The following is a 25,766-nucleotide window of genomic DNA, read 5'->3' on the forward strand; positions in this document are numbered from 1 at the left end:
AAAAAATATATGAAGAAGATTAATGGTTTAATAACGCTCTTATTACTTTTAGTTTTAAATGCTTCAGCACAACAGCCGGGCTGGCTACATAAGGACCTTAAGACGGATAGCATTTTTGGAATAAGTACTGAAAAAGCTTATGCAGAACTTCTAAAAGGAAAGAAATCAACACAAGTAATAGTTGGGGTTATCGATGCCGGTATGGATTTTAAACATGAAGACCTCAAAAAGGTAGCCTGGGTCAATAAAAAGGAAAAGTCCGGTAATGGAAAAGATGATGACAATAATGGTTACGCTGATGATGTTAACGGTTGGAATTTCTTAGGTTCAGCAAAGGGTAGTGTAACTTATGATAATTTGGAACTGGCAAGGATTGTAAAAGCGCATCCCGAATCACCATTAAAAGATACTCTTGATCAGAAAATCGCAAAATCTACCCAGCTGCGTGATAATATGACGGGCTTTAAAACAATCTTGGATGGAATGCTTAAATCAATGGGCAATTCTGCTCCGGATAGTTCAACTTTTGCCAATTACAAACCTAAAACTATGTCTGAACAACAAGTTCAGAAGATAGTGCTGGAAATACTCAAAGAAATGCCTGGTGTAGCAGAAGTTGTAAAAGGGATCAATGGTGATATAAAACACGTTGAAGACGAATTGAAATATAATTACAATAAGGACTACAATTCTAGAGATACAGTAGGTGATGATCCGAAAAACATTGATCAGAAATTCTATGGGAATCCAACTGTGGATGCTTACGATTGTGATCATGGTACCCATGTTGCAGGTATTATTGCTGCAGACAGGACCAACAACATTGGTATTATGGGTATTGCTGATCATACACTGATCATGCCTGTTAGAGCAGTGCCAACTGGCGATGAACGCGATAAGGATATTGCAAATGCAATTTATTATGCAGTGAATAATGGCGCTAAAGTATTAAATATGAGCTTCGGGAAGGGTTATTCCCCTAATAAAGAAGCTGTTGATAAAGCAGTTAAATATGCAATTAGCAAAGATGTTTTAATCGTACATGCAGCTGGAAATGAAAGTTCAAATAATGATTTGGGACATAATTTCCCAACTGCATTATACCTTAACGGTGGAGATGCCAAAGGTAACTGGATCGAAGTAGGTGCATCAAGTTTTAAAGATACCGAAGCACTTCCTGCCAGCTTTAGCAATTATGGTTCTAAAATGGTCGATCTTTTTGCTCCCGGTGTCGCCATAAATTCTACTACTCCTGGATCTAAGTATGAGAATCATGATGGTACTAGCATGGCTTCACCGGTAGTAGTTGGCGTAGCAGCTCTGGTTAGAGAATATTATCCAAAGCTAACTGCCGCTCAGGTTAAAGAGATCTTAATGAAATCGGTAACTAAAGTTACGCATGATGTTTTACTTCCTGGTAGTACCGATGGCAAATTAGTTCCGTTTACTGATTTATGTGTCTCAGGAGGTATAGTAAATGCGTATGATGCTTTAAAACTAGCTGCTACTTATAAATAGCAGCTAGTTTTTCGTATATCTGTACTTAAAACGTGCATTGGGTGCAGTATCGCCATTGTCCATCCAATGCATTGGATCATTTCCTGTTAATCCGGCATTATCGGCCCATTTAAATAATACACTAAAATGTTTGGAGTTAATTATACCAAGTTGCTTTAATGAAATGCTTAACTCCAATTCATTACCTGCCATTTTATAGCGAATTATGTGTTTTTGTTTAGTGAAATTCCCCCTTGTAAAAGTGCTTAACGTGGTCGTTTCTGCGCTAAGCACTTTTTGATTCAATAGATATTGAAAATCCTGCCAGCTTTCTTTTTTAGTTCCCTCAATGCCAATATATAATTGCATCCAATCTACATCTTTCCAGTTACTTAGCTTCTCTTTAGTTTTAACATAGAAGTACACATTTCTTTTATCAGACGCAACTTTGCATTGAATGATATCATTTCTACCACTAGTATTAACATATTCTTTAATTCTACCCCAACCGGGGTGTTTTCTGTGATATGTATCCCCTTCATCATCTTTATATACTCCTTCAACATTAATCCAGTCACCAAATTTACCATCAACTAAAATGGTATGATCTATTACTTTCAAGGTTTGCAATTTCCTCACTCCCTTGAACTTCCTTATGTTATCTACTAATTGGTAATAATAATTATCTTTAGTTAAGCCATTCTCTGGTTCTGCATCTCTGCTAAACTCTGCATTATATAAGTCGACAAAATACGTCTCACCTTTACTTATTTTTTTGCCTAAAAATGTACCTGATGCCCCATCATTGAAACGCATTGCTACCCATTCATTCCATCCAGTTACAAATACAAATTCCGGATCTACTTCCAAAGCCCTCTTCCATTGCTCTTCAAAATAAAGCCCTTGCTCAGTAGAAGGTACCAAAGGCTCCTTTCCATTGTGGAAACTGCGACCGATGTTCGACATAGGATGCTGTGCAATTGAAACTGTTAATTGTTCTGGTTTATCTTTACTTTCATGCCATCCATAAGCTTGAGGGTAATGGTCTAACCATGGCCATTTATCATGCCCATCCTCAAACCACTTTTGTGCTTTGCTCCACGCCCATGATTGTCTTGACGAGAAAAATGAACCCGTATTTGAATCCAGTGCTTCAGGCGGACACAATAACAGTGGCTTTCCTTTCCAGTTAAACCAAAGATCTTTAAATAGACCTTTACTATAAATCTCTTTATATAACTTATCTACAGTCTGCTTAGGTATGCTGTTCACAATAAAAGAAATAGATGGTGTGCTAATTCCAGATGCCCTTAGTTTACTGTAAACTGTAGCAATTTTGGTTATCTGTGGTAGATATATTGCTGCATTTGTAGCATCCAGTATAATTACATCAACTCCGGCGTCAGATAACATTTGCGCATGCTTTCTAATTACCCATTCATCGTCGGCCAGGTAATACCCAAAATAGGGTTCGCCCCAATGATGAAATGCATTTATTGGACCATACTTTGGGGCCAAAGGATTTGCTTTTAAAAGCTTGGTAATATCATAAGGGCTAACAGTGTCCTGTGCTGTCTTAGCCATAATTCCGCCATCTGGTGCTCCACCACGATGGTGATCGTATCCGTGAGCGCCTTGCCATACAAAGTAAAAAATCCCAACATATTTATCTATACGTGTTTTTGGGTAGTTTTCAGGTTTTATCGTTCTACCTAAATCATCTTTTGCAATCCAGCCATCTGCTCCTGAGGAAGAAACAATACTTTTAGCAGATGATGGCGTGCTGAAGGTAGTGTTAATTGGTGAATTGGTAGTGGCAGACTGCGCAAAAATGCTTGAGGAAGTGATAATTAAGCATATGGTTAACAAAGGCCTTAGCATCTTAAAAAGTTAATGGGTTATCTCTAAATATACATTAATCAATTAAAAAAAATCATTTATCTTGCATTTAAATGAAACATGTATATACAAGATTGTTGTTCCTTGCGCTACTTTTATTAGTTGCAAATAGTGCCTTACCTCAAGCTAAAAAGCACATTCGCCTTTTTGATTTAAGTTACACTCTAAAATCTGATTTTAAGGATCCAAAAAATGTCAAAACAGCTTGGGAAGATGTCCATTTTGTTTCTTCTTTACAGGGTATTGTTAACCGCAACTCTTCAAAACTATATGTCTTTTTTGTAGCAAATGGAGACATTAACATCGATAAATATTGGTGGAATATGTATAGAAAACCTGCTCAATGGTTGTATGGTGCAGATACAACTTTCTATAATGATATCATTAGTCTTGTCAAATCATTCAGGTCAGACATCAATGGAGCAGTAGTTTATGACCCAAACGTAGCCGCTACAAGTAATGTGGCCTCTTCAATAGCAGGTGTAGAAAACTTGGTGGCTATTCGTTATGATACTTCTGCAACTAGTTTATATTCAAAGTTGGTGCTTAGCGGACCTAAACTGCCAGTTAAATCATGGCTCATCAATAAAGATGGATCTCCATTGTATACCGGATCAGGTTTCATTCCTGGTACCAAACGGATTTCTTCAGGCTCTGCAAAAAATGATGCTTATTTGTGGTTTCTGGAAAAATATATTAAAAAAGGAAAAGTAAATACCAAATATGGCGCTTATTACATTGATCAGGACTGGCTAAAAAACCCAGGCGCAGCAGGCCGTAACCACCATACACTATCTAACCATGATTTCTTTATCAGCAAAAGGGGTTTCTTTTTTGACCTAAGTCCATGGGCTGATGAACCAGCAACTGATGATCCATCGCAAAAAATAGGCACCGATAACAATACCCTAAAAGAACTATTAATGGAGGCTTACGAACAGAGAAAAGGAGCGGGGTTTGCGTATCTTGGAGGGTTTCCACCCTGGGCTTTTAAATATACGCAACATGCAGGTGGCAAACATGACGATGTGCCAACAGAATGGGAATACTCTCGAATAATTAGTGCCTATAATGCCTTTAAAGATGCCGATGCAATAGGCTATGGAGCACTTGCAAATGCCTCATTCTGGCAGCATTTTCCGCTAAAGGAAAAATATCCACAACCTTGGGTTAGTTCCAATGAACTTAAAGCAAGAGGTTATTTAACTGCAGATGGTAAAGTAGATTTTAAAGGTAGGCAGTTCATGATTTTTTACGTGGGCGATTATGATGCCTCTTCATGGGTTTCGCAAATGACACCTTACCTATGGGATAGTAAAGATAGGGGCAAGCTTCCACTCATGTGGTGCATTAGCCCGGTTTTGGAACAACGCATACCTATGGCGCTTGATTACATACGTAGATCGGCTTCTAAAAATGACTATTTCGCAGCGGCAGATAATGGTGCAGGCTACCTGATGCCAGGGATGTTACAAGCACCGCGACAAATTTCCGGACTTCCGGATGCAATTGATGCATGGGCAGTACACAACGCTCCATACTATAAACGCTGGGATATTACGATTACAGGATTTATCATAGATGGTTTGGCACCTGGTTTAAATCAGCGAGGTTTAGATGCCTATTCGAAATTCAGTCCAAACGGTATTGTTCCACAAAAGACTCCTTTAACGTTATTACATGGCGATATGCCTGTTATTAGAGCAGATGCAGATATTAATCAAGGTAATCCTAAAGAGGCTGCCGAAGCAATTATAGATAGGGTAAGCAAAAGGCCTATTCCTTTCCACTGGTTTCGCAATATTTTAAAAAGCCCAACATGGTATATCTCAGTTATGGATCAGCTCAAGCTAAAAAATCCAAATATCGAATTACTGGATGCACCTACATTTTTTGAATTGTACCGCATTTGGCTAAAGCAAAAGATTCTATGATTGGCCAAATTGCAAGGGTACAACCAAAATATGGGTAGGCATTATCTTTGAGGCTAGAGAAATCTCCTGTTGGACCATTTGGACCCATCATTAAGATATGGGATACTTCATAGGAACTCCAGCTAAATTCCTTTTTTAGTTATAATGCAAAAGCACAACCAAGCTTATCTAAAAAAGGAGAACTGCTGATCAGCTATAATGTCAATTCATTTGATTTTTTTAAACATATTGAAACACACCAGCATCTTTATAGACCACGCTTCATCACCTTGAAACTGGAATAGTAATTATTCAATACCTTTAACCTTCATAGGTATGGTGTAAATCGATTTTTTGGCAGTTACAAATAGTGTTTTCTTATCACTTCCTCCAAAGCAAACATTCGAAGTTCCAGGTATTTTAATTTGTCCAATCTCCTCTCCATCTTTACTGTATATGGTTATTCCATTGCCGGTCAGGTAGATATTACCTTTTTCATCAAGCGTCATTCCATCTGATCCTCGGTTAATAAAGAGCATCTTCCCACTTAGGGTCCCATTTTTACCAATGTTATAACGATAAATTTTGCCTGCACCTGCATCTGCAACATACAAAAGCTTTCCATCGGGAGATCCGCAAATTCCATTTGGTTGGTTCAGACTATCCGCTGCCAAAATCACTTTAGCACTACCTTTAGGTACCATGTAAACACTTTGCTTTGCAAGGTCCGGTTTTGTACGTATCCAATAATCGCGGTGATAATAGGGGTCTGTAAAGAATAAATTACCAGCCGGGCCTATCCAAACATCATTTGGGCCATTTAATTGCTTTCCTTCAAAGTCTTTTGCAATTACCTTGGCTTTACCACTTTTATCTAACGACCATAATTCTCCTTTTTCGTCAGCGCACAAAATCAGGTTTCCCTTTTTATCGAAAAACGTACCGTTTGCTCGTCCTGTTTTATCCAAAGCAATGCTCAACTTGCCATCGGTCCCGTATTTCCAAAGCTTATCGTTAGGTTGATCTGTAAAAAATACATTTCCAGCTTTATCTGCAGAACATCCTTCGGTAAAACTGAAATCGGAGGATACCAACTTAAGCTGGTCCTGATCAAAGAGATCAGATTTAACTGCAATTTCATTTTGTGCGTATAGTTGGGTAGTTGTAATCAATATCCCGCATAGGACGGTTGCAAAGTACTTTGGCATCATAAATTAAATCTTAATTTAAAAACAAGATAGCAGTTTAACCTTAAAAATGCTAATTCAACAAGGAAAGCTTAAACGTAGTACCAACATTCACCTCACTTTCTATAGAGATAGTGCCACCTAACGCCTCTATTTGGTTTTTGGTAATAAACAAGCCAATCCCTCTTGAATCTGGATGCTCATGAAAGGTTTTATACATGCCGAATAGCTTTTTACCATGTACATTCAAATCAATGCCCAATCCATTATCTGCAATTTCAAGTATAATTCTGTCACTTTCTACAAATCCCTTTACAGTAATGTCTGGTTGCCTATTGGGATGCTTGTATTTAATGGCATTGGTAAAGAGATTCAATAATATGCTTTCAAGATAGGCTGGATTGTAATTTACATTCAAATCTTCTTGCATTAAAATCGTGAATTTTGCATTCTCTTTTTCTACAAGTGCCTGTATGCCGTTTATGGTTTTTCGGATCTGTTCACGTATATTGATGGATTTGGTCTGCTTTTTATCATTTAGCTGAAAGCTTACCACCTCATTCAAGTTTGCAATCGTTTCAGACAAATTATTTGCATTTCGTGTCAGTAAACCAAGCATGTGTATTTTTTCTTTTTCATCCTGCTCTTGTTGGAGCAATTCCAGTAACATCTGGAAGTTTCCTGCATGGGAGCGTAGGTTGTGCGAAACGATATGCGCAAAATTGATCAGGCGCTTATTCTGATCGCTGATGATATTCATGGTATTCAGCTGTACCTCTTCTATTTGTTTTCTTCTTGAAATATCTTCCCGAGTGCCAAGCATAACCAGTGGTTTCTTGTCGGCCGACCATTTGATGACCTTCCCATTACTCTTAATCCATACCCAACTTCCATCTTTATGCCGCATCCGGTACTCACATTGATAGTAGTCGGTCTTTTGTCTAAAACATTCTTCAAGTCGTTCATTTATCATGAATACATCATCTGGATGAAGTTGAGCATGTAATACTTCAGTCTTTGCAATTTCTACTTCATCTTTTATGTAACCCAGGATAGTAAAGCAGCGCTCGTCGCTTGTTATTTTATTTTGCGTAAAATTCCATTCCCAAGTGCCAATACGGGTAGTTTCAATTACGTTGTTAAGTCGCTGGCGTTCCTTTTTAAGTCGCTCATTCTGTTTAGTATTGTCTGTAATATCTTGGATTTGTGAAATGAAATATAGTGGTGTATCATCAGCATTCCATACTATTGCTACAGTAAGATCACTCCATACTATTTCTCCATTTTTGTGGAAATAACGTTTTTGCATGGAATAAGTAGAGGCTTGCTTATTTAGTAGGCTAGACACATGTTCCAGATCTGTCTGCAGATCTTCAGGATGCGTAAGGTCTTGAAAGGTGAGCGCCATTAATTCCTCCCGCTCATAACCAAGAATAGAGCAAAGACTATTGTTCACCTTTATCCATTTGCCTTCGGGCGATACAAGCGCCATGCCAATTGGTGCATAATCAAAGGCCGTAAGAAATTTATAATGATTAAGTTCCAGATCTTCAATTAGCTTCTTGTTTGAAGTAATATCTTGTATAGTGCCTACTAGGCGTATGCAATCCTCTTTAACAAACTCTGCCTGGGAGTTGATCTCCACCCACTTGACGTTTCCTTTAAATGTTCTGATCTGAAATTGGCTTGTTATTGACTTTCCCGTCAATATTGTTTCACTAATTTCGTTTACTATGTGATCATTTTTTGTTCCTTCAACGTATAACGAAAGTGCCTCGTGTAATAAGGGTTGATAATTATCTGGTGTTTCAAATATTTTTTTTGTAATGAAATCCCAAAACAGCTCATTGTTCTTAATGGTAAGCTCCCAAATACCAATGTTAGCAAGTTCTGCGGCTTTTTTATATAAATCTAGTTCTCGGTTCATTTAGAAAGAGCAAAATATGAAGGCATTCAAATATAATAATCTAACAGCTAAGAATAAATATATATACAACATTGTGTTTTACTTACAGCTTTAGTTTAGCAGTCAAACTTTTTACCTCTTTTTTCGAAAGGATAAATGCATTAAAAATAATTGGAGTCAGTGGTACTGCCGATTTATCTGTTGCCACCTTATTAATTGCATCTGCAACCTCCTGTCCTTCAACAATTTCACCAAATAGGGTATAGTCCATATCTAAATGGGGTGTACCACCAAAAGTTTTATATACCTCACGGTGAGCAGCAGAAATTTTCCTGCCTGTACGTTTTTCTGTTGCATCTAACATTGCATCTGTTTGGAGCTTTCCGGAAACCAAATAAATCTGGTTAAAATAAGAGCTTTTATTAGGATTGTCGTCTCTTCCTGCGCCCAAAGCGCCTTTTTTATGAATCAGGTTACTATCCAACTCTGCAGCTAAACGCTTTGGTTTTATTTCTGGGTGTAGTTTTTCACGTGCTAATATAGGCTCATCGAGTTCACCGGCTTGGCTTACAAAATCTTTTATTACCCGGTTAAAATGTGCATTGTTATAAGTGCCATTCTTAACCGCATTTAAGAACATAGCTTTATGGTTCGGTGTGGCATCGTAAAGCATCAGTGTAATGTTGCCCTTGTCGGTTTCTAAGCGCACAAAATTGTGCTGTGCTTTTGTACAAAATGTAACCAACAAAAACAATAAAGTTAAGCTTAATCTTCTCATTTACATTTCTTCAGGTCAATTACAATCATTACCGGGAAATGATCTGATGGCAGGCGTGCCTCATATTCTTCAAGCTGAAGTTCTTTTGGAAAGTTGCCATTAGTTTTTACACTAGATTTTTTAGCAGCTGGGCTCCTGTAAGTATCTGTCAAAACGCCGTAACGTTTTACTACAATGCATTGCGATAAAAAGATATGATCAATTCGGCTATCCGTCTTCGCATTTGCATCAAAATGGTTAAATGTTCCGTTAACCGCATACCTGAAAGCTGAAGAAACATAAGCATCCTTTAATACTGAGCCATTTAAAATTCCATATATCTCATTGTTCTGATCCACATTAAAATCACCAGTTAGAATAGTAGGCTCGTCGCCTGCTAATACTTTGATCTTTTGTAAGATCAACTTGGAACTTTCGCGCCTTGCTATAATCCCCACATGGTCGAAATGTGTATTAAAGAAAAAGAACTTTACACCACTATTAATTTCTTCAAACTGTCCCCAACAACAAATACGAGGCAATGCGGCATCCCAGCCTCTGTTTGGCTTCTCTGTGTTTTCAGACAGCCAAAAGTTGCCGGCTTTCAATAACTTAAATTTTTCTTTTTTGTAAAATATGGGTGCATATTCTCCGGCCTCCTTCCCATTATTCCTCCCAACACCTACATATGTGTAGTCTGGCAAGCTATCTAACAGATCTACCAATTGCTCATGCAATACTTCTTGGGTGCCAAAAATATCAAAATCATGGAACTTAACCATTCCCGCAATCACGGGTTCCCTCAAATCCCAACCATTACCATCTCGCTTGTCGCCACCATTTTTATTCCTAATGTTATACGTAGCTACGTTAATTTGTTGGGCAAAGGACTGGCTAACAAAGGCCAATAGCATTGTTGAAAATAGGATTGTTCTTAACAGGGTTGAAAATTTCATTATTTGTTGTTCCTTTAATTTCACTTGAGGTCGGCAATATACCCAACATCTATTAATTACGTATATTGATTTTATTAACCTAAAGCTACCTTTTAATGATAATTAAACCCATTTTCACCTTAATTTTTACATTATTAAGCTTTTATGCTTATGCTCAAATTGATACTACACAAGCAACTAACCGTTACCTGGATGTCTACAAAGCAAACCGGGATTTTTCCTATACTTCGCCAAAAGGCGAACTTGGCAGTCCTAATAAATTTATTCTTAACGGTCGTTTAACAACCAGCTATTTTTTGCTAGCTAGTCCCAAACTACCCATTGCTTTCGCTCTTGTGCCAGATTTTACTGTTAAGGTTTTGGATCAGCGTTCGGCGGGGGTTAGAACGCCAAGTTTAAAAATTGGTGGTATCTTATACGTAAAACTTAATCAAAATACCTCCAATTATAGATATGCAACGCTGAGATTTACCCACCATTCTAACGGACAAGATGGCGATGCAATTAATACAGATGGTAGCATCAATACCGCAACTGGTAATTTTAGTACCAATTACCTCACCACATCTTATCATTTCGGTAAAACCATAAAAAGCAAAGAGGAGCGTAGTTATAGTTTAAATCACGACGGGGGAATAGAGTGGCACAAATGGTTTAACTATGAAAAGGCTTTAGAGAATGATTACGGTTTTACACGATTAATTTATAACTTCTCCCTTAGGAAATATTTTAAGGTGCATGAGAACTGGCGACTAAATGCAGGATTCAGTTATGCGATAAATAAGATGGAAATTTATAAAATTACCGCTGCTAAAAAGCGCCTTAATACTGAAGTTTCCTATCACTACAGTTTTCCATTTATGCATAAAGCATTTTTAATGGTTGCCGCAGGCTACTACGGCGAGGATCCTTACAATATTTACTACCGTGATAAGTATGGTTATTTAAGGTTTGGGGTATCAACAAATCTTTAAAAAACAGGAGTAAATGGATAAATCTACAACTCAGAAAGTTTGAATTAGTTATTTATTAAGCTTTTTTTAATAATTATTGTTTCATTTGAATAAGAATGCTAACACACACTGTACTCCACGCCAAATGAAACACTACCGAAAAGTAATCGCTATACTAATTATGCTTTCCTGCAGCTTTACGCTAAATCTGGCTGCTCAAAGTAAACATAGTAAATCATCGAAATTTACATCCTATAAAGGGTTAATAATGGCTGGCTATCAGGGATGGCACAATGCGCCAGACGATGGGGCAGGGCGAGGCTGGTATCATTACACTTCAAGAGGTAAGTTTGAGCCAGGAAGTACCAATATAGATCTATGGGCAGAGACTAAAGAGTACCCCGTTGTTTATAAAACCCCGTTTGTACTGGCAGATGGCAGTTCAGCCTACCTGCAAAGCGCATATGATGCCTCTACAGTAAATGTGCATTTCCGTTGGATGAAGGAATACGGAGTAGATGGGGTATTTATGCAGCGTTTCGTAACTGAAATACGAGGCCAATCTGGGCGCAATCATTTCAATAAAGTACTTAGTAATGCTTTGTTGTCAGCTCAAAAATACAGCAGGGCGATATCGGTGATGTACGATTTATCAGGTTGTCAAGATAGTGTTGATGTTCCAGTTTTGATTAACGACTGGAAAAATCTGGTGGATAGCCTTAAAATTACAAGTCGCGGTAATAATCAGAGTTACTTATATCATAACGGTAAACCACTTGTAGTACTTTGGGGTGTTGGGTTTAACGACAATAGAAAGTATACGCTTAAAGACGTAGCTAAAATTATAGATTTTCTTCAAAATGATCCCGTTTATGGAGGCTGTTCGGTTATGCTGGGCGTACCAACCTATTGGAGAGAATTTGGAAATGATACAATGAAAGATCCTACATTGCACGAACTGATCAAGAAAGTAGATATTGTTCATCCCTGGACGGTAGGCCGCTATGCCAATGAATCTGCATATAACCGATACGCGGAAGTCCAGCGCGGAGACATTTCATGGTGTAAGGCAAATAAGGTGGATTATGTTGGCGTAGTTTACCCTGGTTTTAGCTGGCATAACATGAATCCAAGATCTCCATCAAACCAAATCCCGCGTAATAGAGGGGTTTTTTTCTGGAAACAACTTTCCACTGCAATCAAAAATGGCGTAGAAATGCTGTATGTAGCTATGTTTGACGAAGTGGATGAAGGAACCGCAATTTTTAAGATCTCAAAAAATCCACCCGTTGGTGCCAGCACTTTTGTCCCATTTGAAGAAGGTATTCCTTCAGATTATTATTTGTACCTAACGGGATACGCTGGTAAAATGCTTAGAAAACAAGTTCCCTTTAGCTTTGAAGCTCCGGCTGTAAAAAGGTAAATATCGTTTTGTTAATTTTTCCATTCTACTAAGTCTCATCACATTCTCTGGATGGATGCGTAATACTTTTATACGCTTATAACCCTGGTTGGCCGGTTAAGGCTATTCCTTAACGACTTTTGCTTTTACTGTTTTTTTCTTAACTACTTTAACAGGTGTTTCTTTAGCTTGCTTTTCTTTGGAAACACTTTCTTTGACTACTTTCTCTTTGGCAACAGGCGTTTTAACAGTTTTCTTAGCAACTGGTTTTTCTTGAGTAACAGGTTTTGCTAAAGGCTTTTCCTTAGTTGCTTTCGCTTCAACAGGATCTTCAGTAGCAACTACTTCTTCTTCTGCAATTTGCTCTTTTGCTACCTTAGATTTAACAGGCTTTTTCAAATGAACTGCTTCCTCATTTAATGGTTTTTCAGTAACAGCTTTCGTTTTAACCACTTTCTTTTCTACAATTGGTTTTTCTGCTACCGGTTCTTCAACAGTTTTCAGTTTAACGCTAGGTTGTTCTTTTATAATAACTTGTTCTCTAACCGCAGGTTGTTCTTTAACAGGAGCTGGGTTGCTACGGTTAGTCAAGTAATTATTAAGAATATTTTTTAGATAAATATCTGGCTTAGGCATATTGATTACCGTTCCAGGCTCTTTATCCTGCGATTGCTTAATGTAAGTGGATTTAATCTTTCCCCAATCTTTTGAAAAAAGTTGGATAAAAGTTTCAACAAACTGCTTGTCGGTATATTTTTTAGGAAGCTTGCTTAATACTGCTTCTAATTTTTGCTCTTTATTGTGTAATACTGCCATGTTTGTTATGTAGAAAGAGGCGAAGTTACAATTAAAATAGCATAGTGTTAAAAAACAGTTCTCTATTAGGCCTTGTAACATTGTTGCAGGTGTGTTTCCAAATACAGGGTTGTTTACATACAGTTAGAGGTTGTTGTACCTAATCTGCAACCTCATCTAATTTTTTTCAAATTTATTTAGTAAAATAATATATTAATTCTATCTTTGCACCCTCTTCAAAAAGAGAATGATTCCGTAGCTCAGCTGGTAGAGCATTACACTTTTAATGTAGTGGTCCTGGGTTCGAATCCCAGCGGGATCACAGGGCCCTGCAAGACAAAGGATTGCAGGGCTTTATTTTACACTGATAAAATGACTTCGTAGCTCAGTTGGTAGAGCAACTGACTCTTAATCAGTGGGTCCAGGGTTCGAATCCCTGCGAGGTCACAAAAAACATAAGCCTTCAAAATAATTTATTTTGAAGGCTTATTTGGTTCTATTACCTTTTTTCTTGCACAGACCTTTTCAAAGGTTCGACTACGTCGATTTTGTCAATTTTGTGGACCAGGCGGACAGAGGCCTGTTAAGAAATATCGAAAATTAAGAAGTAGTCCATCAGCTATTTAACTGCCCCGAATGCAGCGAAGCACGAGTGTTTATGAAGGAGTTCAACACTACGAAATCCTACTTTCTCTAGTAATTTCATTTGAAAGTTGACCGAGCGCGCACTATCTTCCTTTGCAATATAGGCAAACACACTATCCCTATAGGTTTCGTCTTTCAACCCAACAAGGTAATTTCCATAACGCTCCTTGTATATCAGTTGCTGAATAGCGGAAGTTTCTTGTACAACTAAATCCGAAATCCACAGACTGCCACCTGGTTTCAACAGGCGATAAAGTTTAGTGAATACCGTTTCCCAGTCGCTGTTGTCTCGCAAGTGATGTAAAACAGCGGCAGCCATTATTGTACAATAATGATTATCCGGTAAGTTTGCAGTTCGTATATCATCCTGAACTAAGGTAATAGTGCCTTTATTCACAGCTTCAATACGTTCCTTGGCCCGGTTAAGCATAGGTAAACTAAGATCTAACAAGGTGCAATCTAGTGGAGCCTTTTTTGATAGCAGCTTCATTGTATAATTTCCCGCCCCACAGCCTACATCTAAGACCGTCTTCAAACCAGGTGAGTGAACCATTATGCTTTCCACGATGAGCTCCATGCTATAAGATGCATCGGTAGTAGTTTGCTGCCCCGTTTCCAAATTCGAAAAGCGGTCTACATCCTCATCAAAGCGCGCTTTAATTTCCTGTACGGTAGATTTTTCTGATAAATTTTCCATCATCTTTAATTATTTGTTTACAAAAATATCTTTCTTTATGATACTTTGAAAATACTATTATTTGCAATTATTAATACCTTTAAGGTATTATGGAACTTAGACACCTTGTTTATTTTAAAGCTGTAGCAGAGCTGTTGCATTTCAGCAAAGCTGCGGAGCAATTGCACATTTCACAACCACCCCTAACACGGCAAATCAAAGAATTGGAAAAGGAACTGGGTGCTGTGCTGTTTTTCCGAAACAATAAACGGGTTACGCTTACCGATGCAGGGCATTTCTTTCTGAATGAATGCGACTTGCTCATTCAGCAGTTGGAGCGTAGCAAACAGATGGTTAAGCAGATACACGAATCCGTAGGCGGTGATTTTCGTATTGGTTATATCAGTTCTACGCCGCTGACTTCCCTGGCTGCTATACTGCAACAATTAAAAAGTCAATTTCCGATGCTAAAAACTCGTCTTTATGAACTCCCTACCGCCAAACAGATTAAAGCCTTGGAACAAGGTAAGTTAGATGTTGGGATTCTCCGTGCACCCGTTACCTCCACCTCGTTGGAGATTACTTCGCTTTGGCAGGATCCGTTTATACTGGTTTCCCATGTCACAAATTCTAATACAATGACCGTGGCCGACCTTTCCTATACGCCATTCATTTCTTACAATAGTGGGTATGCTCCTTTTTATCATCAGCAATTTATTGCGTGCTGTAACCGCATTGGTTTTACACCACAGGTGATCCATGAGTGCAATAATATACATTCTATACTCAGACTAGTTGAAAGTGGATTAGGGGTTGCCATCGTTCCATCTTCAATAAAAAATCAGTACCCAAATCTATACCTACAGTTTACAGAACTGGACAATATTCAGATATATACCGAAATAGTTATGGCTCATCATCGTCAGACAGAACATCCTGCACTGACCAGCTTTAAAAGGCTGAGCCATCTTTTTCAATAGGTACAGCTCTTCGGCGCTAAAAGCTTAAAATCATCTATTAATTGGGTCGAGTTATGGAACTTCAGAAAGTTATGTTATGGCTTAGAAAAAATATTGAAAGTAAGCTTAATAGCTGGAAATTAACTGTACACATAAAAGATATAATGAAGAAAAATACTGCATTAATATAAACAATTCAATAGGGGTATTGTACTGCAAGTACTTTTACATTTAAACGTTCAAAAGTCTCCATCTTGATTGTCGGTAGTTGGTTTGCTTTGCCGCTGCTCCAATTTGCTAATATCACTACCTACAACAGATAGTCCTATAAATATCAGGTTATTTTAAGCTCCTATTAAAGCAGAATTACCAAAGAAAATATAGCTATACATCTGCCATAATTTTGGTTCAAAAACAAGCGTTAAATGGGCTTTAAAATCAGTCCTTTCTTAGTCACAAAAAATGTAAATAACTTACTGTAAATCAATGAGTTTAATTCTAAAAAATCCAATATTTTATTTGGAAATACCAACTATTTTACCTACATTTGCACTTGGAATAAAGAGAGCTTTTTAAAAGCCAAATTATACTAATCTATTGGATAAATCCGAATAGATTTTATGAGTATGGAACGCGCTCCACCATTGCTGATCAGCTAAAAATATTAGGCATTGTTCCTGTTTCAATTTTTAAATAAATCGACTAGTTAGATTTAACCTGCCAGCTGTGATAGCCGGCAGCAGAAGTTCATTGACATATTAAAAGCCTGTATGGCTTTATTATTAGACAGCCTTGGAACTGCTACGGTACTTCTTCGATACACAGACCATACTTCTTCGCAAAAAGGTACCCCTTTAGTGGAAAAGTATGGTCTGAATATGGTTCTAGTATGGTATTAGTGTAAAAGCAGGGGGTGAGCAGTCTTGATGGTGTTTAAAAATCCTACATACTCTTATAGCTAATAAAACTGGGTTCATTTTTGTCGCTTTCGTAATAGTAGCAAAAGAAGAATACTTTAGTAGGTTTAGTAAGGGTCTTATAGGTGCCAATCTTCAGATCTTTTTTTAAAAGCGCTAGATATGCTTGATTCATCTTCATATTCTTAAACTGTTTTAATGCTTTAATTTTACCGATTGATAAAATAGTTTTCACATCTACACTGTAAACCGCCATCCGATTTGCATTTTTATACCCTTTAAGTGAGGAAACATCTGGTGTATAAAATAAGCCAAAAATCCTATCCAAAACCGTTCTCATTGCGCTAAGCATTCCTCTAACATAGCAAATGATAATGGCAAACACTTCTTAAATGTTTTTGGTAAACTGGATGAATTTCAATTTAAATGTTAAATTTGATTAAGTAATACTATTAACGAATCTCAAATTTGATCAACCTATGCTTATACCTCATAGTCCAATTAAAGCAAAGGTCTCAATGGTCAAAATCCTTTTAGCACTTTGCTTTTTTATTTTACAGTATGTAAATTGTTTTCCCCAAACACCAACAACGATGGCATTAAAAAAGATTTTACAGGCATCCGGAAATTTTAACAAAACATTACCCCCCGAAAAAGTTTATATACAGACTGACAAGCTTGAATATTTTATTGGTGATACACTTTGGTTGAAGAGTTACGTTTTTACTGCCGCCGATCTCAAAGCTTCTCTAATCAGTCCGATTGTTTACGTTGAATTGCGAGATAGGGAAAATGAATTGGTGAGAAGAATTAGTCTAAAAATTACCAAGGGCGAGGGGAACGTTCAGATTCCTTTAATTCAGGAGATTTTTGCTCCGGGCGAACACACGCTTGTTGCTTACACAACGTGGATGCGAAATTTCCATCAGGAGATTTTTTTTAGGAAGAAAATCTATATCGGCGATAAAAGATCATGGCTGGTAAACCTTAAACCAATAGTTGCTGACAGTATTAGGAAAAATGATTTTACTATACGCTTTGATTTAAAGACAAAAGACTTGGAGCCAATCGGTTTAAAAGAACTTCAGTTAAGGGTTTTAGATGATGCAAAAATTTATTACGAAAAGGAAAGTAGAACATTGCAAGATGGAAGTTTGGCCTTTCAATATCATGCGGGAAATTCTGCCAATAGCGCCGGCGGATTGAGAATGGAACTAATTGACTTGAATAAAAGCAGTACTGTTCCCAAGACAGTATTTCCGCTAGACCTAAAGAGAAATGCTAAGCTTGACTTGCAGTTTTTAGTAGAAGGAGGTCACCTTGTAGCCGGAATAAAGTCTATCGTAGGATACAAAGCCTTGAATGAAAACGGTGTAAGTGTATCTGTTGAAGGCAAAATATTTGATAGTAAAAATAATTATATCGCAACCTTTAAGAGTCTGCATGATGGCATGGGTGTTTTCGAATTTATCCCCAAAGCCATGGAAACTTATCACGCTGTGACTAACGGAAATAAAACATATAAGCTGCCTGTAGTTTTGCCTGCGGGCAGTGTTCTTCATATTGATAATCCAGAAAGATCAGACTCGATAATCGTATACATCAACAGTTCCAAAGGGCTAATTACAGAGGGAAACTATTTTCTTCTTGGAACATCGAATGGTCAAATACGTTTTGCGCAAAACATCAATACTGCATCAAAAATAATTTCGATTCCTAAATCGCTTTTTCCAACAGGGACTTCTGCTATTACCTTAATGCGAGACACTATGGCAATAAACGAGAGGATGATTTTCATAGACCATAATGATGATCTGGATATTGCCATTCAGCCTCAAAAAAATGACTACAAAACAGTGGATAGCATTGTACTCCAATTAAAGGTTGCAGATCATATTGGAAAGCCGGTAAAAGGTAGCTTTTCTTTATCCGTTACCCATGATGGGTTAGTATCTTCAGATGAAGCTGAAAATTTTGGTATAAAAGCAAATCTGTTATTGAAAGTCAATCTTATGGGGAATGTTGAAAATCCTGGTTTTTATGTCAATAGGAAAAGCCCTGTAGCGTGGAAGGCTCTAGATAATTTGATGATTATTCAGGGTTGGAAAGGTTTTGAGTGGCAAGATGTTTTTTCTAAAGCAAAATTACACAATTACAAACCTGAACAAAATTATCAAGATGTGGATAGTTATGGAGTTGTGTCATTAACTCTTAACGATCAGAGCCAGTTAAATCCATGGTTTTTAAATACTTTGACATCCAATCCGGCATCAAAAGCAATATTACAACAATTGCAAGATGCAGAAAAAAGAATTACTGGGAATTTGCTGAGTGAAGTTGAGATCGTTTCACGAAAGCGTAACTATAATGCATTTAACTTAAATGGTTATGGACAAGCAGACATCATTTTGGATACAAATGACATTAGAACTTCCAAAACTGCCGGTCTTTATCAATTGCTCAAGCAAAAGTGGCCGGAACTGTCTATCGGATATACTTATGTAGCAGATAAAGTTCAGGGCATGACGCTAAAGACAAAGAATCATCAGCTTGTGAAAATTAGAATTGATGGCGGTATCTCTCAAATGTACCTTGGACATAATGTTGAAAGTCTGAAAAGGCTACTTAATAAGATTAAAGTTGATAATTTGCTAAGTGTTGAGATTATGTATTCTCAAAAGTACTTGTGGAAATATTTTCCTCCAGCGCTTCCAAAGCCTTTCGAGCCGGGAGAAAGGGCCAGAATTGTGGAAAGTTATGCAAAAGCTGGAATGTCTCCACCTACTAATGAGGTTAAAGAATATGCAGTAGTGCAAATTACAACTGCAAATAAGATTTTAAACAAGGTATATAGTTTTACTAATGCAGTAAAATATTATTCGCCTAAGTATTCAATTAAAACCCTTCCCGAACCAATAGATTTCCGGCCGACCGTTTTTTGGGAGCCTAACATAGTCACAGATGAATTCGGTAATGCAAAAATTACGTTTTATTCTAACAGGCTTTCAGGGTCATACACTTTGAATTTGCAGGGTGCAGATATGAATGGCCATATCGGAAGCTTCAAAACAAAGCTTGCAATTTCGAACGGCAACGGGAGGTGAGTTCAGTTGCTTATAGCACAGATAGATCAATGTTGTGGTGCATAAAAGGTTTATGACCTAATCAAAGGAATTCAGAGTCTTGAGATTAATTACGGATGTGAATAGCTTGACTAAATAAATTGGTTAACCTATTATTAAAAAGGTTGTCGTTCTATTTTATCCGGATTAAACGAATTGGTTCTGGTATATCTACAATTAGTGGTACCTGCTCAATAGTTACGAAACTAGAATCTAGGCCAAAACCCCTGCGCTCTGATATACTCAGTATTTTAAGTATTCTATGGCATGACATAGTTAAACGTTCAATGAAACGTAAGCTATTTGAGTTGGAAAGTATCTTTTCAATGACCACGAAACGGAAATCGCCAGGAATATTTTGTGCTTCAAGTGATTTATATTTACTGGTGATATCAAATTCGCCACTGGCAACCAACTCTTCTACTACTTTTCTAAAGAGTACGTTAATACGCTGCTCTACCCGGAAGCCGAGACGAAAATCAATCCTGATCAGCTTATCCTGTATCATTTGGTCTACTTCGTATTCCATAGTATAGGGTTCATCGGTTACATCAACGTGCAGCACCCAATATACATCTGCACGTTTTGGATGCTTTTGAATAATGGAATAAATTACTGATGATTCTATTTCTGTATTGAAATTTGCACTGGTAAGGTAAACTAGGTTAGATGCGTATTTTGGTATAGATTCATCAGTGCTAATGTTATTAAGCAGTGGAAAAAATGTTTCTATATCTACAAATTTCATGTAGCGGTTTCTGATGCGGCGACCGTTATGCCAGGTCCACATTATGGCAAACAAAGATATACCCATAATTAGGGTAAACCAACCACCATGAAGAATCTTAGCAGCATTACCAGCTAGGAAGGTCAATTCAATAACACCATAAACGGTAAGGAAAATGCCGACAAGATAGATCGGCACCTTTTTACGCATTAGGAAGACAGAAACCAGAATGGTGGTCATAAGCATTGCAACGGTGATAGAAAGTCCGTAAGCCGCTTCCATATTAACTGATTTTTGGAAAATTAGTACTACTATTATACAACCTGCCAGTAAAATCCAATTCATAGAAGGAACATACAATTGTCCTTTTTGCTCACTAGGATAGTTGATCTTTACTTTTGGCCAAAGATTCAGTCTTACCGCTTCTGCAATAAGGGTAAATGAACCAGATATAAGCGCCTGACTAGCTATTGCTGCAGCTACTGTAGCGATAAGAATTCCATAGATAAGGAACCAGTCTGGCATAAGGTGGTAGAAAGGGTTAACGTCGCCTAGCTTTGTGCCTTGCAGTTTCCACAGCCACACGCCCTGACCCATGTAATTCAGGATCAAGCAAATTTTAACGTAAATCCAACTGATACGTATATTTGCACGGCCACAGTGACCAAGGTCTGAATACAAGGCCTCTGCCCCAGTTGTACACAAAAACACCGCCCCTATAATAAGGAATGCTTCTGGGTTAGTACTTAGGATATGGTAAGCATAATATGGATTGATGGATTTAAGTATTTCCGGCAATTGAAGTACATAAGCCAGTCCCAATAGGGCAATCATGGTAAACCAGATCCACATAACAGGGCCAAAGGCCTTGCCTACCAAAGAGGTGCCAAATTGCTGAAGTACAAATAAAAATATTAATATGGCCAATACAATCGGAACTGTTGGTAGGTCTGAATAAATAAGTCCAAGTCCTTCAATTGCTGCTGAAACGGTTACTGCGGGTGTCATAATCCCATCGGCAAGTAGCGCTGCTCCACCAATCATGGCCGGAATGATGAGCCATTTGGCTTTTCGCTTCACCAGAGAATATAATGAGAAAATACCACCTTCACCCTTGTTGTCAGCCTGAAGGGTAATAATTACATATTTAAGCGTGGTTTGAAGTGTTAATGTCCAGAAGATACAGGAAAGGCCACCCAATATTAGATCTGGAGTGATTAACCTGTCGCCAACAATCGCCTTAAAAACGTAAAGGGGAGAGGTACCTATGTCGCCGTAAATAATCCCTAAACTAATTAATAACCCCGCCGCACTTAATTTTTGAATGTGTTTATTGTGACTCATTTTGCTTGAAAAAATAATTGGCCAAATGTATGAAAAAATAAAAGGCTGGTATACTATATACCAGCCTTTTACAAATATGTTTATAAAATTTATTTTACTACAGGAAAAGCAGAGATTCTAAGCCTTGCACCACCCATAGGAACAAGTGTTAAAACCGTTTCTTTTTCTGCATTGGCAACTGGGCTTTTGGGTAGTACATCAACCAGTCCATATTTGTCTATTTTCCATTCTGGAATCAGCTTGCCCTTAGCCCTAAGTTCTATAGGGGCATTTCCATGGGTGAATGGGTTATTGTCTTTAGGCCAGGCCTTTTTAACTACAGTAAAGGAATTTGCAGGATTTACTTTGTCCAGAAGTAAACCATAGTTCCAGGCTGATTTGGGGTGAATCTCAAACGATGGCCACTTTTTAGGGTCTGCACCTGGTTGCCATTGCGAATCTCCTATCGCAGTTTCTTTACTGTCTTTCTGGATATAGTCCTCGTCAATTTTTAATGAATAGGTTAGTGGTCCGTAATTAACGCTAATACTGTTTTTATTCTTTTCCCATTCTCTAACCTTCAATTCCATAGGGAATTGCAAGTTTACTTTATCACCATTTTTCCAAGTACTGGTTAGTTTTATATATCCGCCTGCGTTTGCTGCTACAGCAATAGTTTTATTATTTACTTTAACCACGGGATTTTTGCACCATACCGGTACGCGAAGATATAATGGAAAGCTAACCGGTTTGGTAGTTTTAACTTCTATATCAACTTGATCTTCAAATGGATATTTAGTGGTCTCATTAAGTGTTACTTCAATACCAGAACCAACTTTTGCCTTAACAGATGCTTCTGCATAGAGTTGAGCTGCAATGCCATTATCTGGTGTAGCCATCCATAGATTTTCTGCATAATACACCCATCCGGCAGCATGATTGTGCTGACAGCAACGGCTGCTAAAAGGGTTCATCATCAGGAATGGTCCTGAATTATCAATACCGGGACTGTGATTTTTTGCATCACTTACAACCATGTTAGGTGCAGTAAGATACCTAAGCGCTTTATAATCTGGTGTAAATGCGGCCGAAAAGGTATTAAATGCTACATCTTCGCAGTTTTCTGCCCAATAGGTATCACCTGTAATGCCCAGCATCATTTGGTCGGAGGTCATCTGTTCAACCAATCCACAAGTTTCTACGGCTTGTCGCGGATCATCATATCCCTTTCTAGAATTTTCGTCACCCCCGAACATACCACCAGGAACTTGTCCGTAGATGCTTCTAATCAATTCCTGGTTATTGTAACTGGCCTTTAAATCTGCATCATTATGACTTTGTAAGTAATAGGTTGCAGGTTCTCTAAAACACTGGGCTATATTTACATTATGCCAGTTGGGTAAATTTGTTGCTTGTCGCCAATTCGCTGTGTTTTTGTCCATTTTGGTGGCAAGGTCTAAAAGGAATTTATCACCTGTACGATTATAAAGCCAATAAATGCTAACAATGTTATCACCACCGCGGCTATTTTCCCAATAGTCTTCTAACAGTTGATCATCTGGAATAGTAAGCTGCCATTTAAAATATTTAGTCATTAACGGTATTACCCTGGCATCTTTACTGTATTCGTAGTAGGATTGAAGGCACCACAGCATTGGCATATTGGTCCATAGATCCCTTTTGCCCTTTCCTTTTTCTACAAAAGGACCAAAGTCGCCATTATCCCGTTGGTTTTTCAGTACTGCATCAATCCAGAATTTAGTTTCTGAAAGCATTTTAGGGTCTTTAAGCATATATCCTATATTGGCATAACCTTTTAACCAATAGGGAAGTTCTTCCCATCCATGTTTACCTATACCTTCTTTATTAAGCCACGCATTGTCGGTTTTGGATAGCCATATGCTAATCTCACCCAAATTTCCTGTTAAACCATCCTTTTGAAGGACCAGCACATTTCTTAACCATCCGCCTGGTTGTATACTGCCGATTGGTAATTTTATGAAGTGGTTTTTTAGTAATGGAGCTTTATTACTAACGTAGTAACTATTTGTAGCAATGTTGGCGGTGTTGGCAACAGCCTCGGCCTTTACCGATTGTGCCTGCGCACTTAAGCCCTGCAACCCTGTTAAAAGGATTGCAGCGGCTAGTGTTTGTTTGATGTTTAACATGCTCATCTTTCCTTACTTTAGCTGAACTAATGATTTGTTGTATAGTTTGTCAGTCACTGCCTTAAGCTTTTCTACAGGTACTTTGATCACTTTTCTGTCGTACGTCATGAAACCATTTGTCTCATTCTCTACATCAGTTGTCTGCGTGTAAACTGCTGCAGATAAACCTTTTTTAATTAGATCCTCCATCGTAACCATAAAGGATGTGTACTTGTCAAATAACTCATCAGCATTCTTGAAAGTTTGATAACCCCAGTTTTTATCTTTTAACCAGGTATGCTCTGGAACAGGTAAGCCTAAGCCACCAAATTCACCCAATACAACCACATGTGTTGGACCAAATAAGTCTGGTCTGGGCATTGCAGGATTTGGATAATGGTGAAGATCTACAATGTCTCCCGTGATCACATGATTACCACCACTTGCACTGTTTACAAGTCTGGAAGGATCTTTTTCTTTAGTCCATTCTGCAATTTCCTTAGTCTTAAACTGTCCCCAAGCTTCATTAAATGGAGTCCATACTACAATACTTGGAAAGTTGTGCAGGTGGTCCATAATCCTGTTCCACTCTTTTCTATAAATGGCTTCCGACTCAGCAGTACGGTCTTTGTCTTTACCGCCCATTTGACCCAGATTCGGCTCCCATTGATTTCCAAGATCGCCACTTGGCATATCCTGCCATACTAGTATCCCCAATTTATCACAGTTATAGTACCATAGGGCAGGTTCAACTTTAATGTGCTTACGAATCATATTAAAGCCCATTTCTTTTGTTTTAATGATGTCAAATACCAATGCCTCTGTTGTTGGAGCAGTGTATAAACCATCTGGCCACCAGCCCTGATCAAGTGGGCCATATTGGAACACAAATTCATTGTTTAATAACATTCTTTGAACACCATTTACATCAGGACCCATGGATGACTTACGCATAGCAAAATAACTACTGATCTCGTCAACTGTTTTTCCATTACGGATAACAGCAACTTTTAAGTCGTAAAGGAATGGCGTATTTGGCGACCATAACTTAGGATTTGGAATACTCAATAAAGCAGTTTCTGTCGCTTCAACTTGTGCTTCACCAACTTTGGTAGTGCCATCAAAAGCGGTTACTCTAAGCATATCACCTGGTTGTGCTGATGTTACATTAGCTGATAAAGAGAGTGTTTTGCTATCTATATCAGGTGTTTGTTTAGTAGTAGCAATGAACGTCTTAGCCACGCCTTCTAACCATACCGTTTGCCAGATACCACTTACAGGTGTGTACCAGATACCTTCAGGCTTTTTCTGTTGCTTGCCTCTTGGTTGAGGCCCCTCATCTGTCGGATCCCAAACGCTGATTACGAGTTCTTGTTTAGTACCTTTCTTTAGGAATGGGGTAATGTCAAAGCTAAAAGGATCAAATCCACCTTCATGGCTTCCTACTCTTTTTCCGTTAAGCCAAAGCTCGGTTTTCCAGTCCACTGCGCCAAAATGCAACAACACCGTATTCTTCATGTTAGCAGGAATAGTAAAGCTAGTTTTGTACCAGAGTAAGTTGTTCTTATCGATCGTTTTACCAACTCCTGAAAGCGAAGATTCAATAGCGAAAGGGACAAGGATTTTACCCTGATAAGATTTTGGTGCAGCTTCTTCTTTGTTGGTAATGGCATAATCCCATAGTCCGTTTAGGTTTTTCCAGTTGTTTTTGCGAACTAATTGAGGCCTTGGATATTCCGGAAGAGGACTTGCAGGATTTAATTTTTCTGCCCATGGAGTAGAGATCTTACCACCAACGGGTTTCCATGTTTGTGCGTTTGCCGGCAACGTTTGTACTAACGTTTGAGCCAGGCATAATCCAATAATATAGGATGTTAACTTCATAATGATGTATTTGGTTATTTATGTGTGTTTGCTGCAATTATGGTTGCAACTGATGATTCAAAATAAGGTATTTAGTTTTAACAAATCGGCTCAAACTTTTA

The 25,766-nt window shown here is 38.0% G+C and carries 18 protein-coding genes and 2 tRNA genes; 9 read left to right on the forward strand and 11 right to left on the reverse strand.

Going from position 1 to position 25,766, the window contains the following annotated elements; all coding sequences use genetic code 11:
- Positions 1-9: 9 nt before the first annotated feature.
- The gene (locus tag ACVWYN_RS13990) at positions 10-1,518 is read left to right on the forward strand and encodes a S8 family peptidase (protein ID WP_457289489.1); all 1,509 of its coding nucleotides are present in this window, start codon (positions 10-12) and stop codon (positions 1,516-1,518) included.
- Between the two features lie 3 nt (positions 1,519-1,521).
- On the opposite strand, the gene ACVWYN_RS13995 is transcribed toward ACVWYN_RS13990, so the two are convergent.
- Entirely contained in the window at positions 1,522-3,378 is a 1,857-nt protein-coding gene (locus ACVWYN_RS13995) for a hypothetical protein (RefSeq protein WP_457289490.1), read from the reverse strand.
- Positions 3,379-3,449: 71 nt separating this feature from the next.
- Between ACVWYN_RS13995 and ACVWYN_RS14000 the strand changes: the two genes are divergently transcribed.
- Complete coding sequence (locus ACVWYN_RS14000) at positions 3,450-5,330, forward strand: hypothetical protein (RefSeq protein ID WP_457289491.1); 1,881 nt, start codon at positions 3,450-3,452, stop codon at positions 5,328-5,330.
- A 287-nt stretch (positions 5,331-5,617) separates the two neighbouring features.
- Here ACVWYN_RS14000 and ACVWYN_RS14005 read toward each other — a convergent pair whose 3' ends face one another.
- The 4 genes from ACVWYN_RS14005 to ACVWYN_RS14020 all read right to left on the reverse strand — a co-directional run bounded on the left by ACVWYN_RS14005 (position 5,618) and on the right by ACVWYN_RS14020 (position 10,115).
- Positions 5,618-6,520, reverse strand: coding sequence for an SMP-30/gluconolactonase/LRE family protein (locus ACVWYN_RS14005; RefSeq protein ID WP_457289492.1), 903 nt, complete (start codon positions 6,518-6,520; stop codon positions 5,618-5,620).
- Positions 6,521-6,569: 49 nt separating this feature from the next.
- A complete protein-coding gene (locus ACVWYN_RS14010) occupies positions 6,570-8,423 on the reverse strand; it encodes a PAS domain S-box protein (protein WP_457289493.1) in 1,854 nt (617 codons plus the stop codon).
- Positions 8,424-8,505: 82 nt separating this feature from the next.
- Positions 8,506-9,180, reverse strand: coding sequence for a peptidylprolyl isomerase (locus tag ACVWYN_RS14015; RefSeq protein WP_457289494.1), 675 nt, complete (start codon positions 9,178-9,180; stop codon positions 8,506-8,508).
- Positions 9,177-10,115 carry an endonuclease/exonuclease/phosphatase family protein gene (locus tag ACVWYN_RS14020; protein ID WP_457289495.1) on the reverse strand — a complete coding sequence of 313 codons (939 nt, stop codon included), beginning with the start codon at positions 10,113-10,115 and terminating at the stop codon, positions 9,177-9,179. The genes ACVWYN_RS14015 and ACVWYN_RS14020 overlap by 4 nt, the downstream gene beginning before the upstream one ends.
- A gap of 95 nt (positions 10,116-10,210) precedes the next feature.
- On the opposite strand from ACVWYN_RS14020, the gene ACVWYN_RS14025 reads away from it, so the two are divergent.
- On the forward strand, positions 10,211-11,089 hold the full coding sequence (locus ACVWYN_RS14025; protein WP_457289496.1) for a hypothetical protein: 879 nt from the start codon (positions 10,211-10,213) through the stop codon (positions 11,087-11,089).
- 124 nt (positions 11,090-11,213) lie between these two features.
- Positions 11,214-12,491: a glycoside hydrolase family 71/99-like protein gene (locus ACVWYN_RS14030; protein ID WP_457289497.1), complete on the forward strand. Its 1,278-nt coding sequence runs from the start codon at positions 11,214-11,216 to the stop codon at positions 12,489-12,491.
- 102 nt (positions 12,492-12,593) lie between these two features.
- Here ACVWYN_RS14030 and ACVWYN_RS14035 read toward each other — a convergent pair whose 3' ends face one another.
- On the reverse strand, positions 12,594-13,286 hold the full coding sequence (locus tag ACVWYN_RS14035; protein ID WP_457289498.1) for a hypothetical protein: 693 nt from the start codon (positions 13,284-13,286) through the stop codon (positions 12,594-12,596).
- Between the two features lie 228 nt (positions 13,287-13,514).
- Between ACVWYN_RS14035 and ACVWYN_RS14040 the strand changes: the two genes are divergently transcribed.
- Together ACVWYN_RS14040 and ACVWYN_RS14045 are read left to right on the forward strand one after the other, a co-directional pair.
- A tRNA-Lys gene (locus ACVWYN_RS14040) sits at positions 13,515-13,587 on the forward strand.
- Positions 13,588-13,639: 52 nt separating this feature from the next.
- Positions 13,640-13,712, forward strand: a tRNA-Lys gene (locus tag ACVWYN_RS14045).
- A gap of 172 nt (positions 13,713-13,884) precedes the next feature.
- Here the strand turns inward: ACVWYN_RS14045 and ACVWYN_RS14050 are convergent.
- Positions 13,885-14,610, reverse strand: coding sequence for a class I SAM-dependent methyltransferase (locus ACVWYN_RS14050; RefSeq protein ID WP_457289499.1), 726 nt, complete (start codon positions 14,608-14,610; stop codon positions 13,885-13,887).
- 86 nt (positions 14,611-14,696) lie between these two features.
- Between ACVWYN_RS14050 and ACVWYN_RS14055 the strand changes: the two genes are divergently transcribed.
- Together ACVWYN_RS14055 and ACVWYN_RS14060 are read left to right on the forward strand one after the other, a co-directional pair.
- Positions 14,697-15,566, forward strand: coding sequence for a LysR family transcriptional regulator (locus ACVWYN_RS14055; RefSeq protein ID WP_457289500.1), 870 nt, complete (start codon positions 14,697-14,699; stop codon positions 15,564-15,566).
- A gap of 749 nt (positions 15,567-16,315) precedes the next feature.
- Positions 16,316-16,444: a hypothetical protein gene (locus tag ACVWYN_RS14060; RefSeq protein WP_457289501.1), complete on the forward strand. Its 129-nt coding sequence runs from the start codon at positions 16,316-16,318 to the stop codon at positions 16,442-16,444.
- Between the two features lie 43 nt (positions 16,445-16,487).
- Here ACVWYN_RS14060 and ACVWYN_RS14065 read toward each other — a convergent pair whose 3' ends face one another.
- Positions 16,488-16,802, reverse strand: a complete 315-nt coding sequence (locus ACVWYN_RS14065) for a hypothetical protein (RefSeq protein ID WP_457289502.1) — start codon at positions 16,800-16,802, stop codon at positions 16,488-16,490.
- 253 nt (positions 16,803-17,055) lie between these two features.
- Between ACVWYN_RS14065 and ACVWYN_RS14070 the strand changes: the two genes are divergently transcribed.
- Positions 17,056-19,566, forward strand: a complete 2,511-nt coding sequence (locus tag ACVWYN_RS14070; RefSeq protein ID WP_457289503.1) for a hypothetical protein — start codon at positions 17,056-17,058, stop codon at positions 19,564-19,566.
- A 151-nt stretch (positions 19,567-19,717) separates the two neighbouring features.
- Here the strand turns inward: ACVWYN_RS14070 and ACVWYN_RS14075 are convergent, their stop codons facing one another.
- The 3 genes from ACVWYN_RS14075 to ACVWYN_RS14085 all read right to left on the reverse strand — a co-directional run bounded on the left by ACVWYN_RS14075 (position 19,718) and on the right by ACVWYN_RS14085 (position 25,665).
- The gene (locus ACVWYN_RS14075) at positions 19,718-21,655 is read right to left on the reverse strand and encodes a KUP/HAK/KT family potassium transporter (RefSeq protein WP_457289504.1); all 1,938 of its coding nucleotides are present in this window, start codon (positions 21,653-21,655) and stop codon (positions 19,718-19,720) included.
- An 89-nt stretch (positions 21,656-21,744) separates the two neighbouring features.
- A complete protein-coding gene (locus tag ACVWYN_RS14080; RefSeq protein WP_457289505.1) occupies positions 21,745-23,808 on the reverse strand; it encodes a beta-L-arabinofuranosidase domain-containing protein in 2,064 nt (687 codons plus the stop codon).
- 6 nt (positions 23,809-23,814) lie between these two features.
- The gene (locus ACVWYN_RS14085) at positions 23,815-25,665 is read right to left on the reverse strand and encodes a glycoside hydrolase family 2 protein (protein WP_457289506.1); all 1,851 of its coding nucleotides are present in this window, start codon (positions 25,663-25,665) and stop codon (positions 23,815-23,817) included.
- Positions 25,666-25,766 lie beyond the last annotated feature (101 nt).

It is taken from the genome of Pedobacter sp. UYP24, assembly GCF_054057295.1.